Origin of the sequence: Pseudomonas frederiksbergensis (genome assembly GCF_003732275.1) — a bacterium.
Classification (GTDB): Bacteria; Pseudomonadota; Gammaproteobacteria; order Pseudomonadales; family Pseudomonadaceae; genus Aquipseudomonas; species Aquipseudomonas frederiksbergensis_H.
The window spans coordinates 62,353-76,612 of record NZ_MOBM01000017.1 but is presented as its reverse complement, the minus strand read 5'-3'; the positions used below and the strand labels follow the sequence as shown (position 1 = coordinate 76,612).

At 53.5% G+C, this 14,260-nt stretch carries 12 protein-coding genes and 1 pseudogene; 4 read left to right on the top strand and 9 right to left on the bottom strand.

The genetic code is table 11. The features are described 5' to 3' along the window. Positions 1-10: 10 nt before the first annotated feature. From BK662_RS13595 to BK662_RS13560, 8 genes and pseudogenes are all read right to left on the bottom strand, one after another. Entirely contained in the window at positions 11-859 is an 849-nt protein-coding gene (locus BK662_RS13595; RefSeq protein WP_123358486.1) for an ABC transporter permease, read from the bottom strand. Then, positions 856-1,701: an ABC transporter permease gene (locus tag BK662_RS13590; protein WP_123358485.1), complete on the bottom strand. Its 846-nt coding sequence runs from the start codon at positions 1,699-1,701 to the stop codon at positions 856-858. Before BK662_RS13590 ends, BK662_RS13595 begins: the two co-directional genes overlap by 4 nt. Further along, the gene (locus tag BK662_RS13585; RefSeq protein WP_123358484.1) at positions 1,698-2,816 is read right to left on the bottom strand and encodes a quaternary amine ABC transporter ATP-binding protein; all 1,119 of its coding nucleotides are present in this window, start codon (positions 2,814-2,816) and stop codon (positions 1,698-1,700) included. The genes BK662_RS13590 and BK662_RS13585 overlap by 4 nt, the downstream gene beginning before the upstream one ends. Positions 2,817-2,891: 75 nt before the next feature. Beyond that, positions 2,892-3,743 (bottom strand): glycine betaine ABC transporter substrate-binding protein, encoded by an 852-nt coding sequence (locus BK662_RS13580; protein WP_123358483.1) that lies wholly within the window; start codon positions 3,741-3,743, stop codon positions 2,892-2,894. 67 nt (positions 3,744-3,810) lie between these two features. Beyond that, positions 3,811-5,157 (bottom strand): NAD(P)/FAD-dependent oxidoreductase, encoded by a 1,347-nt coding sequence (locus tag BK662_RS13575; RefSeq protein ID WP_123358482.1) that lies wholly within the window; start codon positions 5,155-5,157, stop codon positions 3,811-3,813. Beyond that, entirely contained in the window at positions 5,154-6,671 is a 1,518-nt protein-coding gene (locus BK662_RS13570; RefSeq protein WP_123358481.1) for an aldehyde dehydrogenase, read from the bottom strand. The genes BK662_RS13575 and BK662_RS13570 overlap by 4 nt, the downstream gene beginning before the upstream one ends. After that, positions 6,664-7,575: a dihydrodipicolinate synthase family protein gene (locus BK662_RS13565; protein WP_123358480.1), complete on the bottom strand. Its 912-nt coding sequence runs from the start codon at positions 7,573-7,575 to the stop codon at positions 6,664-6,666. Before BK662_RS13565 ends, BK662_RS13570 begins: the two co-directional genes overlap by 8 nt. Continuing rightward, positions 7,572-7,706 (bottom strand): annotated as a pseudogene (locus BK662_RS13560) (GntR family transcriptional regulator); the annotation flags it as partial. The pseudogene BK662_RS13560 and the gene BK662_RS13565, both read right to left, overlap by 4 nt. A 614-nt stretch (positions 7,707-8,320) precedes the next feature. Here BK662_RS13560 and BK662_RS13555 point away from each other — a divergent pair. Further along, complete coding sequence (locus BK662_RS13555) at positions 8,321-9,556, top strand: aromatic ring-hydroxylating oxygenase subunit alpha (protein ID WP_123358479.1); 1,236 nt, start codon at positions 8,321-8,323, stop codon at positions 9,554-9,556. 114 nt (positions 9,557-9,670) lie between these two features. Here BK662_RS13555 and BK662_RS13550 read toward each other — a convergent pair whose 3' ends face one another. After that, positions 9,671-10,624 (bottom strand): LysR family transcriptional regulator, encoded by a 954-nt coding sequence (locus tag BK662_RS13550; protein WP_160386874.1) that lies wholly within the window; start codon positions 10,622-10,624, stop codon positions 9,671-9,673. 448 nt (positions 10,625-11,072) lie between these two features. Here BK662_RS13550 and BK662_RS13545 point away from each other — a divergent pair, with 448 nt between their 5' ends. The 3 genes from BK662_RS13545 (at position 11,073) to proX (ending at position 14,234) form a co-directional block, all read left to right on the top strand. Continuing rightward, the gene (locus tag BK662_RS13545) at positions 11,073-12,110 is read left to right on the top strand and encodes a quaternary amine ABC transporter ATP-binding protein (RefSeq protein WP_123358478.1); all 1,038 of its coding nucleotides are present in this window, start codon (positions 11,073-11,075) and stop codon (positions 12,108-12,110) included. A gap of 47 nt (positions 12,111-12,157) precedes the next feature. Beyond that, positions 12,158-13,123, top strand: a complete 966-nt coding sequence (gene proW / locus BK662_RS13540; RefSeq protein ID WP_259695914.1) for a glycine betaine/L-proline ABC transporter permease ProW — start codon at positions 12,158-12,160, stop codon at positions 13,121-13,123. Between the two features lie 67 nt (positions 13,124-13,190). Further along, the gene (gene proX, locus BK662_RS13535) at positions 13,191-14,234 is read left to right on the top strand and encodes a glycine betaine/L-proline ABC transporter substrate-binding protein ProX (protein ID WP_185047125.1); all 1,044 of its coding nucleotides are present in this window, start codon (positions 13,191-13,193) and stop codon (positions 14,232-14,234) included. Positions 14,235-14,260 lie beyond the last annotated feature (26 nt).

Below are 14,260 nucleotides of genomic sequence, written 5' to 3'. Positions count from 1 at the left end.
GGATGCCCTTTCAAAGGAGTTTGCTGGGGGAGTGACGCTGCAACGCGCCCCGTGACAGTCGATCCAACAGCAGCGCAATAGCGACAATGGCCAGGCCCGCTCGAAGCCCCAAGCCCATCTCCATCCTGGATAGGCCACGGGTCACTTCAGCCCCCAAACCGCCCGCCCCCACCAGACCTGCCAGCACCACCATTGCCAGCGACATGAGGATGCATTGGTTCAGGCCTACCAACAGCGTGGGTGCGGCAGTCGGCAGTTCAATTTTGAACAGAATGTCTTTAGGTGAAGCACCGGATGCCTGTCCCAGCTCAAGGAGATCCTTGGGCAGCTGTTTGAAGGCCAGGGTGGTCAATCTGAGCATCGGCGGGATGCCGTAAACAATCGTTGCGATGATTGCGGGCACCCGTCCCAAGCTGAACAACATAACGGCGGGGATCAGGTAAACCCAGGGCGGCACCGTTTGCATGATGTTCAGAATCGGCAGCAACGCGTCATCTACACGCTTCACCCGGGCGGCCAGAACCCCCAGCGGGAAAGCGATGGCCACCGAGATCAGGACCGCCACACTGACGAGTGCGATCGTCTGGATGGACGCGACCCAAAGGCCAGCGAACAAACAGAAAGCCAACATCACCGCAGCGAAAATAGCGACCCGCTTATTGGCAAAAAAGAACGCCGCGATGACGACAATACCGATGAATAAATACGGATGGGGAGCAAGCAGCGCTCCCTCCACTGCACCGAGTACCGCCTCAACGACCTGACTGATCCCTTTGAACAGGCCATGTAAATTCGTGTTCAGCCAATCAACGGCAGGCGCCAGGTAATCGCCTGGAGAAAATTGAATGTGCGTTGTCATTGAGAAGCCCCCCGCGACTGTGCAGCGCTCTGCGCCAGACGATCCAGAATCATGGTCAGAATGACGATAGCGATGGCTGCGTTGATCGACTTGGCGATATCCAATGTACGAACGGACCCGTAAATCGCCTCGCCCAAACCGCCCGAACCTACAATGCCGGCAATGACGACCATGCCGAATGCCATCATCAGGCTTTGGTTAACGCCGGCCATGATGCTGGGCATGGCGAACGGTAAGCGGATCTTGAAAAACATCTGCATTCCAGTCACACCGCTGGCATCTCCCAATTCGATGAACTCCTTGGGCGTCATGCGAATACCCAGGGAGGTCAGTCGTAGAGCTGGGGGAAGCGCGACGATAAAAGTCGCCAACAGCGCCGTGGCCGGGCCGTAGCCGAGCAGTGCAATGGCCGGTAGCAGGTAGATGTAGGGCGGCATCGTCTGGATCAAATCCAGACAAGGATCAACCACACGATCAAAGGCAGGCGCCAAACCCGCGACGACTCCCAGCGGAATGGCGACCGCCAGTGCCAACACGGTAGCGGTGAGCACCAATGCAAGTGTACTGACTGTTTCTGGCCACAAACCGATGATGTCGCAAAGCAACAATGCCAGACCTGAGAGAATCGCGAAGCGGACGCCGACAACACGCCAGCCAATCAACGCCATGACAATCGCTACGACGTAATGCGGTGGATAAGCGATACACCACAGCACGCCTTCGTAAAGGCCATTGAGCACCGCATTGACGGCATTGAACACGAACTCGCCATTATCCGAAAGCCATTCCAGCCCTGTATCAATGGATGCATCAAACTGACTGGAAAAATCCGGCGTGCTCATGCGGACGCCTCCATCGCATTGGCAGTTGCTACGGGCGCCAATTCGTTGGGAATACCTTGAACGCCACGCAGCAGATCACGAGGCGTAATGATCCCCACCACTGTTCCGTTATCGACGACGGCAAGCGCGTCGCGCTCGGACTTCATCGTCAATCCGATAAGTTCATTGATATCGGCGTCAAGCGAGGTTTTGGTGAGCCTGGAAATGTCGCACGTCGGGTGTGCTGCCTTGTAGGCCAGGACCGACGTCATGACCGAATGAGCCTTCACCAGATGCAGTCGGGAAATGCCGGCGACAAATTCCGCCACGTAATCGTCAGCCGGATTGAGCACGATCTCCTCGGCGGTGCCGACCTGAATGATGGCGCCATCCTTCATAATCGCAATGCGATCACCGATGCGGATCGCCTCGTCCAGATCGTGGGTAATAAAGACCGCGGACTTGCCCAGTTCCTTGGTCAGCTGGCGGAACTCATCCTGTAACTGTCGGCGAATCAGCGGATCAAGCGCGCTGAACGGCTCATCCATCAAAATCACTTCTGGATCGGCAGTCAGTGCGCGCGCCAGTCCGACCCGTTGCTGCATGCCCCCGGACAGCTCGCTGGGATAGCGCGAAGTCCACTCGCTCAATCCAACCTTCGCCAGCGCCTGCTCGGCCACTTTGTAACGCTCAGCCTTGCCAACACCCTGCACTTCCAGGCCAAACGCGGTGTTCTCAAGAACCGTACGGTTAGGCAGCAAGGCAACACTTTGAAAGACCATACCGATGTGACGCGCCCTCACCTCTCGCAGTTGTGCCGGCGACAAGGATGAAACGTCCTTGCCTTTGACCAGCACCTTCCCCGAGCTCGGGGTGATCAGCTTGTTCAGCAACCTTATAAGGGTGGATTTGCCACTGCCGGACAAACCCATGATGCAAAAAATTTCCCCCCGGCGAACCTTAAGACTGACATCGGAAACCCCGACCACGCAGCCGTAGTTTTGCAAGATCTGGGTCTTTGAAAGACCCTGCTGGACAACAGCATCCATGGCTGCCGGTGCATTTTTACCGAAGATTTTCCAAACCGACTGGCAATCTACCAGCACTTCGTCAGTATTAATTGTGGCCATCATCATTTCGCAATCCATCGAACCAGTCGTTTGCTGGCTTCTCTAATTAATCAAAGGGCGGCAGTGGCAAACAAACAAAACTCAATAGTTCTTGATATTTCCCCAACGATTTACAAGATCTGTATGGCTATCTATCCAGCCATTGATAGCCTCGTCCATGGTCTTGCCATCCTTGACTTCAGCATTCATTGCGGTGATGTCAGTGATGGGTACATAAACGCTGGCCATCAGTTCGCGCGCACGCGGATTGGCTTCAGCGAAGCCCTTGTGCCCGATCCAGTAATAACCCTGCAATGGCGGGAAGACCCCTTTTGGATCTTTCAAGAATTTGAGATCAAATTTCTTGGTCATCCAGGAAGGATCCCAGACGGTTACCGCCACCCATTCTTTTCGGTCGACTGCCGACTTTAAAGCCGCGGTCATTGCCGAAGTACTGCCTTCGACCAGCTTGAGCTTGATGTCGTACGCTTTGACCACATTGTTCGCGTCACTCATCAAACCCGAACCAGGTTCGATGCCAATGATTCTGTTCCCCAGTTTGTCCGCGTTTGCATTCAGCTGTTCGATGGAGTCGATGTCCACGTAACTGGGTACTGCCATGCCCTGATAAAGACCAAAGGAGACCGGTGACAGCTTCTCGATTTTGTTCTTGTTTTTTTTCCAATAATCGGCGGCGGCGTAATCAATCTGGGATGCCAACACCTGAATATCCCCTTTGCTGAGTGCAGCGTAGGCGATACCCCACTCGGAAAACTCCACGACTTTTACGGTGTATCCTGCGTTCTCAAGTACTTTCTTGGTGATGCCAGTAATAGGCACCAAGTCCTCCCAGGACATGGTCCCCATTACTATGTTTTTTTCTTCTGCCTGTGCCTGCAAACTCATCATGCCCACAAGCGCGAGCGCGCAGAATGCCTTCCAGATATGTTTCATGGATTATTCCGTTATTATTAGTGACTTGTTAAACGGCCTTTATAGGAAAAGCCGACGACTTAACTTATTAACCTTCTCGCCCGGCCCAAAACTCATGCCAACGAATAACCGAACTGACGCCCAGCTTCGTTATTATCTTGGGGGGTAGCCTGCTGGGTCCTGGCGCGTGACTGAAACTGTCCAGAAAATCAGAACGTGTACCCGAAGCCAACTCCGCCGCCATTACACCTGCCAGGGTGCTCTTGACCGTTCCCAACCCATTTTCGCAGCAAGCCGAATACAGGTTTTCTTCGATCTCGCCAAATGCAGCGGCGCTGTTCCGGCTCAAACACAGACGGCCGGCCCAGCTGAACTCCAACGCAGTGGATTTCAATTCGGGAAAGCGTGCATCCAGGGAATGTCGCTGTTCTTTGGCAACGGCAGCTACACGCTCTGGAGTGACCTGGATACTCGGGTCATAGGTGAACTTTGTCCGAATGACGATACGCGAGAGACCGTTTGTAGAGATCTTGCGAACGGTCGCTCCCATTGGATCAGCCGGCAACAAGGCCCACCTGGCTTTTCCCGGTACATCTTTCCTGAATTCATCATCACTGTACGCTGCCGTCATGGAGGCATAAGTGAAGACGTGCAGCAGGCGTCCTTGATAATGGCCAAATTCTTCAATGTGGCCGTTGACCGCCAGAATGACCTTGGGTGCGCGCACCACCCCGTTATGAGACCGAGCAGTCCAGCTGCTACCTTGTCTGGACAACTCAATGATTGGAGAGCGCTCATAAAGAGTGATTTCCCCTTCGAGCCCCGCGGCCAGGTCTCTGATGTATTGCGCAGGTTGAATCAACACTGCGCCGGGGGTATAGATCCCACCGTGGTAATAGGTGGACCCGGTGATTTCACGCATTTGCGCTGCATCCAACATCTCGAACTTTTCGCCAATGCGCTCAAGGGATTTGGCGTAATTGACGTTCAGCTTCAATCCCCGCTCAGTGGCGGCCGCGTTGATCTTCCCTGAAGGATCGAAGGTGTCTGCAGACATGCCGTACTCGCGTGCGGCTTGCGCAGCAAAATCAATCGCGAAACGATTTTGCGTGATTTCCAGAGCCGTTGCAGACTCACTGGCAACGGAGTACTCCCCGGACGACAGACTGTGCGGCACATCGATCATGAAGCCAGAGTTTCTGCCTGCTGGCCCCTTGGCGACTTCATGAGCATCGACCACAACAATGCTGTCACCAGGGTGTAACTGTGAAAGTCTGCGAGCGGCGGAAAGGCCGGCAAAACCGGCACCAATGATCAGCCAATCCGCCGTCACGTTTCCATCAAGCATGCGGACAGGCGCAGTGCGTGCGGAAATCGCCTCCCAACCTGAAACCCCGGTGTCTACCGGCAGGCGCTTGATGGTATGGGTGCTCATTTTTCGGTCTCTTCATCCGACCGATCAGACACATCGATCCAGATTGTCTTGATTTCGGTGTACTGGTCGTGGGCAAAAATGGATTTGTCCCGGCCGCCGAACCCTGATTCCTTGTAGCCGCCGAAAGGCGTCGATGCATCACCTTCGCCAAAGCAGTTGACGGTGACGATGCCGGCACGAATCTCCCGCGACAACTTGATTGCCCGTCGCAGGCTACCGGTATAAACAGAGGCGGCCAGGCCGTAAACCGTGTCATTGGCCAAGGCAATGGCTTCGGAAATCGTGTTGAAGGTGGTGACCGAAAGAATCGGGCCGAAGATCTCTTCCTGGAACAACCGGCTGTTCCGATCCACGCCGTCAATCACCGTCGGCTCTACGAAGGCATCGTCTTTGGTCGCGCCACCGTAAACAACTTCAAGCTTTCCAGCGGCGGCGTGCTCAAGGTACGACTTCACTTTTGCGAAATGTTCTGGGCTGACCAGTGATCCGACGCGGTTTTCCGGATCGAGTGGGTCGCCCATCTTCCATTCGCGGATATAGGCGCCCATGCGCTCCAGCAGTTCGTCTTTAACAGACGCATGGACGATCAGACGTGAAGTCGCGGAGCAGTTTTCGCCCATGTTCCAGAACGCGCCGTTGACGACATGCTCGGCCACACGATCCAAGTCTTCGGCATCATCCATCACTACCGCCGGATTTTTCCCGCCGCATTCGAGCACGATGCGTTTCAGGTTCGAATCGGCTGCGTAATGGAGGAAACGGCGGCCGGTCGCGGTGGAGCCGGTGAAGCTCACCATGTCGACATCGTTATGCAAGCCAATGGGCTCACCGACCTCTTTGCCCGTGCCGGTGACAATGTTGAGCACGCCAGCGGGAACGCCCGCTTCAAACGCCAGCTGAGCGACACGCAACGTGGTTAGCGAGGTTTGCTCGGCAGGTTTAACGATGACCGAACAACCAGCAGCGAGCGCCGGGCCGATTTTCCAGGCCAGCATCAGCAGCGGGAAGTTCCAGGGCAACACGCAACCCACCACGCCGATTGGCTCCCGGACCACCATGGTCAACGCGTCGCTGCCCACCGGGGCGGTATTGTCATAAATCTTGTCAATCAGTTCTGCGTGCCAGCGGATCGTGTGGATGGTGTCCGGGATGTCGACCAACTGACATTCACTGACCGGTTTGCCGCTATCGAGGCTTTCGAGGACGGCCAGTTCGTATTGATGGCCTTCAAGCAGGTTTGCAAACTTCAACAGAACCGCTTTGCGCTCCCGAGGGGAAATAGATCTCCAGCGTCCATCCTCAAAGGCCTCTTTGGCATTGCTCACCGCGAAATCGACATCATCGGATGAACAAGCTGCGACGTCGGTCAAAAAGTCACCGGTCGCCGGATTGTTCGTGGCGAAGGTTTTGCCAGAGATCGCGGGCTTGAACGCGCCATTGATGAACGCCTTGGATGGCAACGAAATGTCTTTGGCCAGAGCGGCATATTCGGCCTTGCTCAGAAGATCACCCATGGCTTGCTCCCGAAGAAATGTTGGCTACGTTGCGTTTAAGTTCAGCAATGACCGATGCGAAACTCTGCTTTTCGTCTGCTTCAAGTGGCTGCAATGGCAAGCGCACGTTACCGACTTTCAATCCGGCAACTTCGCAGCCGTACTTGATCGACTGCACGAACTTGCCACCGTCGAGGGCATTCATCAGCGGCATCATTGCCGACATGATTTGACGGCCTTTGTCGAAGTTCTTTTCGATCACGCAGGCTTCATAAAGCGCAACGTGTTCCTTGGGCAGGAAGTTGGAACCTGCGCACACCCAACTGCGGGCGCCCCAGGCAAAAAATTCGAGGGCCTGGTCGTCCCATCCGCAGGACAAGGCGATGTTGGGGAACTGCCGGGCCAGCATATGCACCTGGCCCATGTCGCCGGAACTTTCCTTGATGGCGACGACGTTTTTCGATTGGCTGACACGCGTGAAATATTCTTCATCCATCGAAACGCACATGCGCCCCGGATAGTTGTAAAGCATGATCGGCAAGTCCGCCGCGCGATCGATAGTGAGCGCGTGAATCGCGTTTTCCTGTGAGGTGGGCAGCGCGTAAGGTGGGGACGTGACGAGAATGGCGTCCGCATTGATCGATTTGGCATCCTTGGCGTACTGAACCGCATCTTCGGTGCGAATCGCCCCGGTACTGACGATCAGTTGCACCCGAGTGCCGATCACATCTTTGGCGTAGGCCGCCAACTCGGTGCGTTCTTCCGACGTCTGCGCGTAATACTCGCCGGTCGACCCGCCGATAATAATGCCGTGCACCTTCGCCTCAATCAGCGACTCCAAAACTTCCGAGTACACATTCCAGTCAATCTCCCCATCAGAGTTATAAGGAGTTACTGCTGGCGTATAAATACCTTCAAATTTCAAGATAAATGCTCCGAATGCGAGTTAGGTGGAAGATCAACGAGCGCGTCAGCTTTGATGCCTTGAGGCGCGATAAAAATCTCCATGTTTTCACGGGACAGTTCCCAATGCTCAAACACGAGATCAACTACGGCAATTTGGTTAGCTGTTGAATCCAGACTGGCATGGGCCAAGAAGGCGGTCAATAGAGTGTATTTCTGGCGTATACATTTCCAGAGGGGTGCTTCATTCGTCATGAAAAGTATTTTTCCCTTTATTTTCAACGACTTGAAATTTCATCATCAGCGCTGCCACGTCAATCGATAACATTTGTTTATGCATTGATAAGAGTAAATGTTTCTTGTTGATGCCTGATTGCCGTCGTAGCCTTACAACAGCGATATTCTACCGACAAATTGGATAAGCGAATTTCTCGTACATGCGTTCCATTAGTTAGGATCTGTTTGTCCGGGCTCGAATAAGGTGCTGTAGAAATATTGCTATTGATGCAAACATCGACAGTACAGAATTGTCTGCATTAGTAAGGACTCGAACGAAATGAGTGCACGGATGGCACCACCATCCAAGAAGGCACATTTTTCGTAAAGCGCTTCCTGGACGTGGCAAACCGTTCCGGTTCGCGGATAGAAGCAGCACGGTTTGATGGGCTTGCATCCACAGACAGTGCTGCGAACTCAAGACCGTTTGGCCTCACCTCGCTGAGCAGGCTGAACGTGTCGCCCCCTTGGTATTTTGGAGTGTGTTGACCGTGAGCACTAAATCGGCAGTTTCAAATCTAATCGCGCAGCGCAAGCCTGACCACGCGTTGCCAGGTGCCCTTTATAGCGATCCAGACGTTTACAGGCAGGACCTGGAACAGATCTGGCACAAAAGCTGGATCTTCGCAGGGCACACATTTGAGCTGGAGAAGTCGGGTCAGTACCTGTCGCTGCAAGTCGGCGATTACCCTGTCGCGGTCGTCCGTGGCGCAGATAAACAGATTCGCGCGTTCCACAATTCCTGCCGCCATCGCGGCTCCAAGGTGTGCCCGGAAGCAAGCGGCAAGGTCGCCAAGCTGGTGTGCCCTTACCACAAATGGACGTTCGAGCTGGATGGCAGACTGCTTTTCGCCGGGAACATGGGGGACGATTTCGACAAGTCTCAGCATGGTTTGAAACCCGTGCATTGTGAGGTCGTCGAAACCTACATCTATGTGTGCGTGGCTGACGTCGCTCCAGACTTTTCGTCGTTCAGAAAATCCGTCACCCCTTTCGTTGCGCCTCATAACCTGGATGACTGCAAAGTCGCCTTTGAGTCGAACATCATCGAGAAAGGCAATTGGAAACTGGTTTTCGAGAACAACCGTGAGTGCTACCACTGCGATTGTACCCATCCGGAATTGATGCACTCATTCGTGGACAACCCATCAGTGGGCGGCGCCGGCGGCGATGAAGATCTCGAACTCAAAGAGCACTGGGATCGCTGCGAGGCGGCAGGTCTGCCTAGCCGATTGGTCATGGATGATGAAGGTCGTTTCCGAATGACGCGCATCCCCCTGTTTTCCGGGGCCGTCAGCTACACAATGGATGGTAAGCCTGCGGTCGCTGGCCGGTTGGACACAACCGGCGAAGCCAACATCGGTGCGCTGCTTTATTTCAACTACCCATCCACCTGGAACCACTTTCTGGGCGATCACGCGCTGAGCTTCCGCGTTCTGCCCATCGGTCCGGGCGAGACGTTGGTCACTACAAAATGGATCGTCAAGAAGGACGCGCAGGAAGGTGTCGACTACGACATCGATCGCCTGACCAAGGTTTGGCTTGCAACCAATGACCAGGATCGCACCTTGGTGGAAGGCGCACAGGTAGGGGTCAGCTCCCCTGCTTACGAGCCGGGCCCGTTATCGGTGGCTAGCGAAATTGGTGTGTGTCAGTTTGATGACTGGTACTGCAAAACGATGCTTGAGCAGCTCGATGACACGATCCCGTTAAGGTCTGTCGGGTAAGTGCAACACGGCCGGTGGTGAGCACCACGAATGATCACCACCGGAACACCCAAACCTCTCCCCTCTCCGCAATCCGAGTCACTGCTCAGCCAGCACTCCTTTCTTCTAAACGGCTCAGGAAAACTGGGCGAGAATCCAGTCGCGTAGCCGGCAACAGGCGTCGTCATTGATCCGGTCTTCACGAAATGTCAGATAGTGCTGACTTTCATGGAGAACCACTTCCTCTTCGATCGGACGAATCAGCGTGCCGTTTTCGATCAGGTTTGCAACCAGGTGATTCCATCCGAGGGCTACACCCTGATGAGTCAACACCATGCTGATTACCAGGTTGTAGTCGTTCGCGTTGAAAACGTGAGGGCTATCGTGGGGGCGTTTCTCGATATCAACATCGTGATAAGCCAGCCAAACGCCCCAGTCAACGTGCTCCGCTACCTGGGATCTGCCATAGGGGCTGAGGTTTAGCAAAACCCCGTCGCGTAATCCTTCCAGGCTGGACAGCTCAGGGTGCTCCTCTTTGTAACGAGGTGTACACACCGGATAGATGACGTCATGAAACAACGGATAACTGCGGTAGCCATCCTGAATCCTGGCCATTTTGGTGATGAAAATGTCTGGAGTTACACCCGGTTCCATCGACAAAAAGTTTTGAGTGGTTACCAGATTGAGGTCGATGTCTGCGTTCTTGGTAAAAAAGCCTGGCAGCTTCGCTGCGAGCCAGAGGGCTGAAAACGCGGGAGAACAGCAAAGCGTCAACGTGCGCTTGCCCGCATTGTTGGTGCGAATGCGCTCCGCCGCCTGGGAAATGTTGACGAAAGATATCTGTGCCGCATCAAAAAAGATGGATCCTGCCTCCGTCAACTCGACTGCTCGCCCCACTCTCTTGAAGAGATCCACCCCAAGGTACGCCTCAAGCTCCCGAATCTGACGACTGATTGCCGCTTGAGTAACGCACAGCGCTTCAGCTGCACGCGTAAAGCTCTGATATTTGGCGGCTGCTACGAATGACTTCACTGCTTTCAGAGACGGCATTTTCAGCAGCGTCATGTCTGGATCGATGTGCTTAACCATAACCTAGAGTATTGAATATCCGGTTCGGGGCCCTTTGGAGAGCCGTTAGGGACGAGATCGGCGGGAGGGTTCCACCTAGAGCCTACGATGGAGCGTAGCTGAAACAGAGGGTCTAAGACAGTGGCAGCGGCAGTCGCCTTCGTAACTAGCACTGCCGCAGTCGCAAATTGACACAACCAAATGATTGATAACATGGCGTTATTGATTGGCGGGAAGAAATGTTGTTAGACGCTGACTCTATAAGGTAATAACTTGGCTCTCAAGGCACTGCTTAATTCAGCGCCGATAAAACAAAAATAATAAACATCACATAATAATGAGGATGGTCACAATGACTAATTCCCAACCTTTCTCCCAGCTTGACTGCCCCCACAAGCACCGTCTTAACTGATCAAGACACGTATACCTAAGTTCTTGATCTTACGTCGTAATTGCAGCAGGAGGGGTTATGAGTCTTGGTGACGAGATACTCTCGGTAAAAAACATTTACAAAGTCTTTGGCACTCAGCCAAAGCTCGCGATGGAGATGCTGGCTCGCGGTGCTGACAAGAATGAAATTTTCAGCAAAACCGGTCAAGTCGTTGGCGTTTTTGATGCCAGTTTCTCCGTAAAACGCGGTGAGATTTTCGTCATCATGGGGCTTTCCGGTTCTGGAAAGTCGACGATGGTTCGGCTGTTTAACCGACTGATCGAACCGACCTCCGGAACAATCCATTTGAACGGCCAAGAAATCACCGGTTTGTCGGATGCTGATCTTCTCAGCGTTCGTCGCAAAGACATGAGCATGGTGTTTCAGTCGTTTGCCCTGATGCCCCACATGAGTGTGATCGACAATGTTGCTTTCGGCCTGGAAATCTCGGGTGTCGAGGAAAGTGAACGGCATAAACGTGCACTCGAGGCACTCAAACAGGTAGGGCTCGATGGCCACGCCTACAGCTATCCGCACCAACTGTCCGGCGGTATGCAACAGCGGGTAGGTCTGGCTCGAGCTCTGGCCAACGACCCCGCCATCCTGCTGATGGACGAAGCCTTCTCGGCACTCGATCCGTTGATTCGCCACGAAATGCAGGGCGAGCTGATCCGCCTGCAGGCAGAACAGCATCGCACCATCATCTTCATCTCCCATGACATTGACGAGGCGATTCGCATCGGTCATCGCATTGCGATCATGGAGGGTGGCCAGGTAGTACAGATCGGTACTCCGCAAGAGCTGCTTTGCAACCCCGCGAACGATTACGTCAGAGCTTTCTTCAAAGGCTTTGATGCCTCGAAGATCCTCAAGGCTGGTGATGTTGCCAAAATTTGCGCAGAGCATCCGTACGCCGTGGATCAATCCACTCCTACGCTGCGCGACGATGTACTCCTGCAGGACGTCTTTCACATCGTTGCTGATGCCGTTAATCCAGTTGCCGTGCTGGATCGCCAGGGTGTGTTCAAAGGCACGATCTCCAAGAGCCTACTGCTTCAGACAATGAGCCGACACTAATAGGCTCTATTTGCTGGCTTGCCAGGCAAGGACATTCAGGTGATTACATGAACGAATTCAATTTTCTAGACCCATTTCAATCCATCAACGTCCCTTTGGGCCAATGGGTAGAAGTTGCCCTGAATTTTCTGGTTCATAATTTCCGCGAGGTTTTCCGCTCTATAAGATGGCCAATCGACCAAGTACTTAATGGTATTCAGTTCGGATTGTTGGCTATTCCCCCGTCAATATTCATTATTATTGCAACACTCGTCGGCTGGCAGGTAGGAGGGAAGAAGATAGGAATACTTTGTTTCGTCACCCTCACCCTCTTAGGAGTGATCGGTGTATGGAATGACGCCATGATCACCCTCGCCCTGGTACTCACTTCACTGTTTTTTTGTGCAGTTATTGGCATACCGTTGGGCGTCCTGTGTGCCCGGAGTGACCGACTGGAAATGCTTCTGCGGCCGGTACTCGATGCAATGCAAACACTGCCTGCATTTGTTTATCTGGTACCCGTGGTGATGCTGTTTGGTATCGGCAACGTACCGGGAGTACTGGTTACGATCATCTTTTCGGTAGCACCACTGGTCAGGCTCACCAATCTGGGAATTCGCCAGGTACCGGAGGACAAGGTTGAAGCAGCCCGCGCTTTCGGATGCACCCCACGCCAAATGCTGAGGCGAGTTCAACTTCCTTTAGCTGCACCGACGATCATGGCGGGGCTGAATCAGGCATTAATGTTGTCACTTTCCATGGTGGTGATCGCATCAATGATCTCGGTTGGCGGGTTGGGAATGATGGTACTGCGCGGGATTGGCCGCCTTGATATGGGCTTGGCAACCGTCGGTGGATTGGGGCTGGTATTGCTGGCGATTTTCCTCGACCGACTGACCCAGGCAATGGGCGAACGCAGTAACAGGGCAACCAAAGGTGAGCACTGGTACCAGACGGGCCCGGCGGGTGTCATTTATCGTCTGAAGAGAAAAAACGCTGTTACGAAAATAGAAGTCAGTCCCAAAGAGAGCTAACTCCGTTAAGCGGCACGTCGTGAACCAAAAAATGCCAACTTCTTTAATCCAGCCAAGGCAAACGATAATGAACTTCACATCCTTCGGAATAAAACAGAAATTCATTCACTCTGTGGCGCTTTTAGTACTAGCGGTTTCCCCTGTTTTCGCATCAGCCGCCACAGCGCAGGAGCCCGGAAAAGGGGTCTCGATCACCCCAATTTTCCCTTCAATTGCCGAAGAGCGATTTCGCGGAGAGATCGCAATGGCGGGTCTCAAGGAATTGGGCTACGACGTTGAGACTCCTAAGGAAACCGAGTACTCCACCATGATGATTGCAATTGCCAATGGTGACGCTGATTTCTCGGTTCATCTGTGGGAGGAGCTACACAAATCTTTCTACGCGAAGGCCGGCGGTGATGAAACGATGGTGAAAACCGGCAATATTATGCCGGGCGTACTACAGGGCTACATGATCGATAAGAAAACGGCTGACGAGTATCACATCACCTCTATCGATGATTTGAAAAAGCCAGAGATCGCCAAGCTGTTCGATAGTAATGGCGACGGTAAAGCGGACCTGACAGGTTGCAACCCCGGCTGGGGCTGCGAGCTGATCATTGCCCACCATATGAAAGCCTATGGCTTGGAAAAAACCGTTTCCAATAACCAGGGCTCCTATTTTGCCCTGATGGCCGACACCATTGCTCGTTACAAAGAAGGCAAGCCGATTCTCTATTACACCTGGGTACCCCAGTGGATCTCCGGTGTTCTGGTCGAAGGTAAAGATGTGGTTTGGTTAACCGTGCCGCGTACGGATCTTCCTGGTGGCAAAAACGATACCAACACTACCTTCAATGGTAAAAACCTTGGTTTCGCGGTAGACACTGTCAGAGCGGTCATCAACAAAGAGTTCGCTGAGAAAAACCCGGCGGCCGTGAAGTACCTTTCTGAAATGCAGATCACTACCGACGATGAAAGCGCGCAAAATCTCAAAATGCACAATGGTGAAAAAAGTGCAGCCGACATTACTCGTCACGCGAAAGAATGGATCACGGCCCATCGCGCGAAATACGACAGCTGGCTGGCAGACGCACGAGCAGCGGCTAATACCACCACCGCAAAAAAATAGTCCCTTCATTTAAATCTGCATAAAAA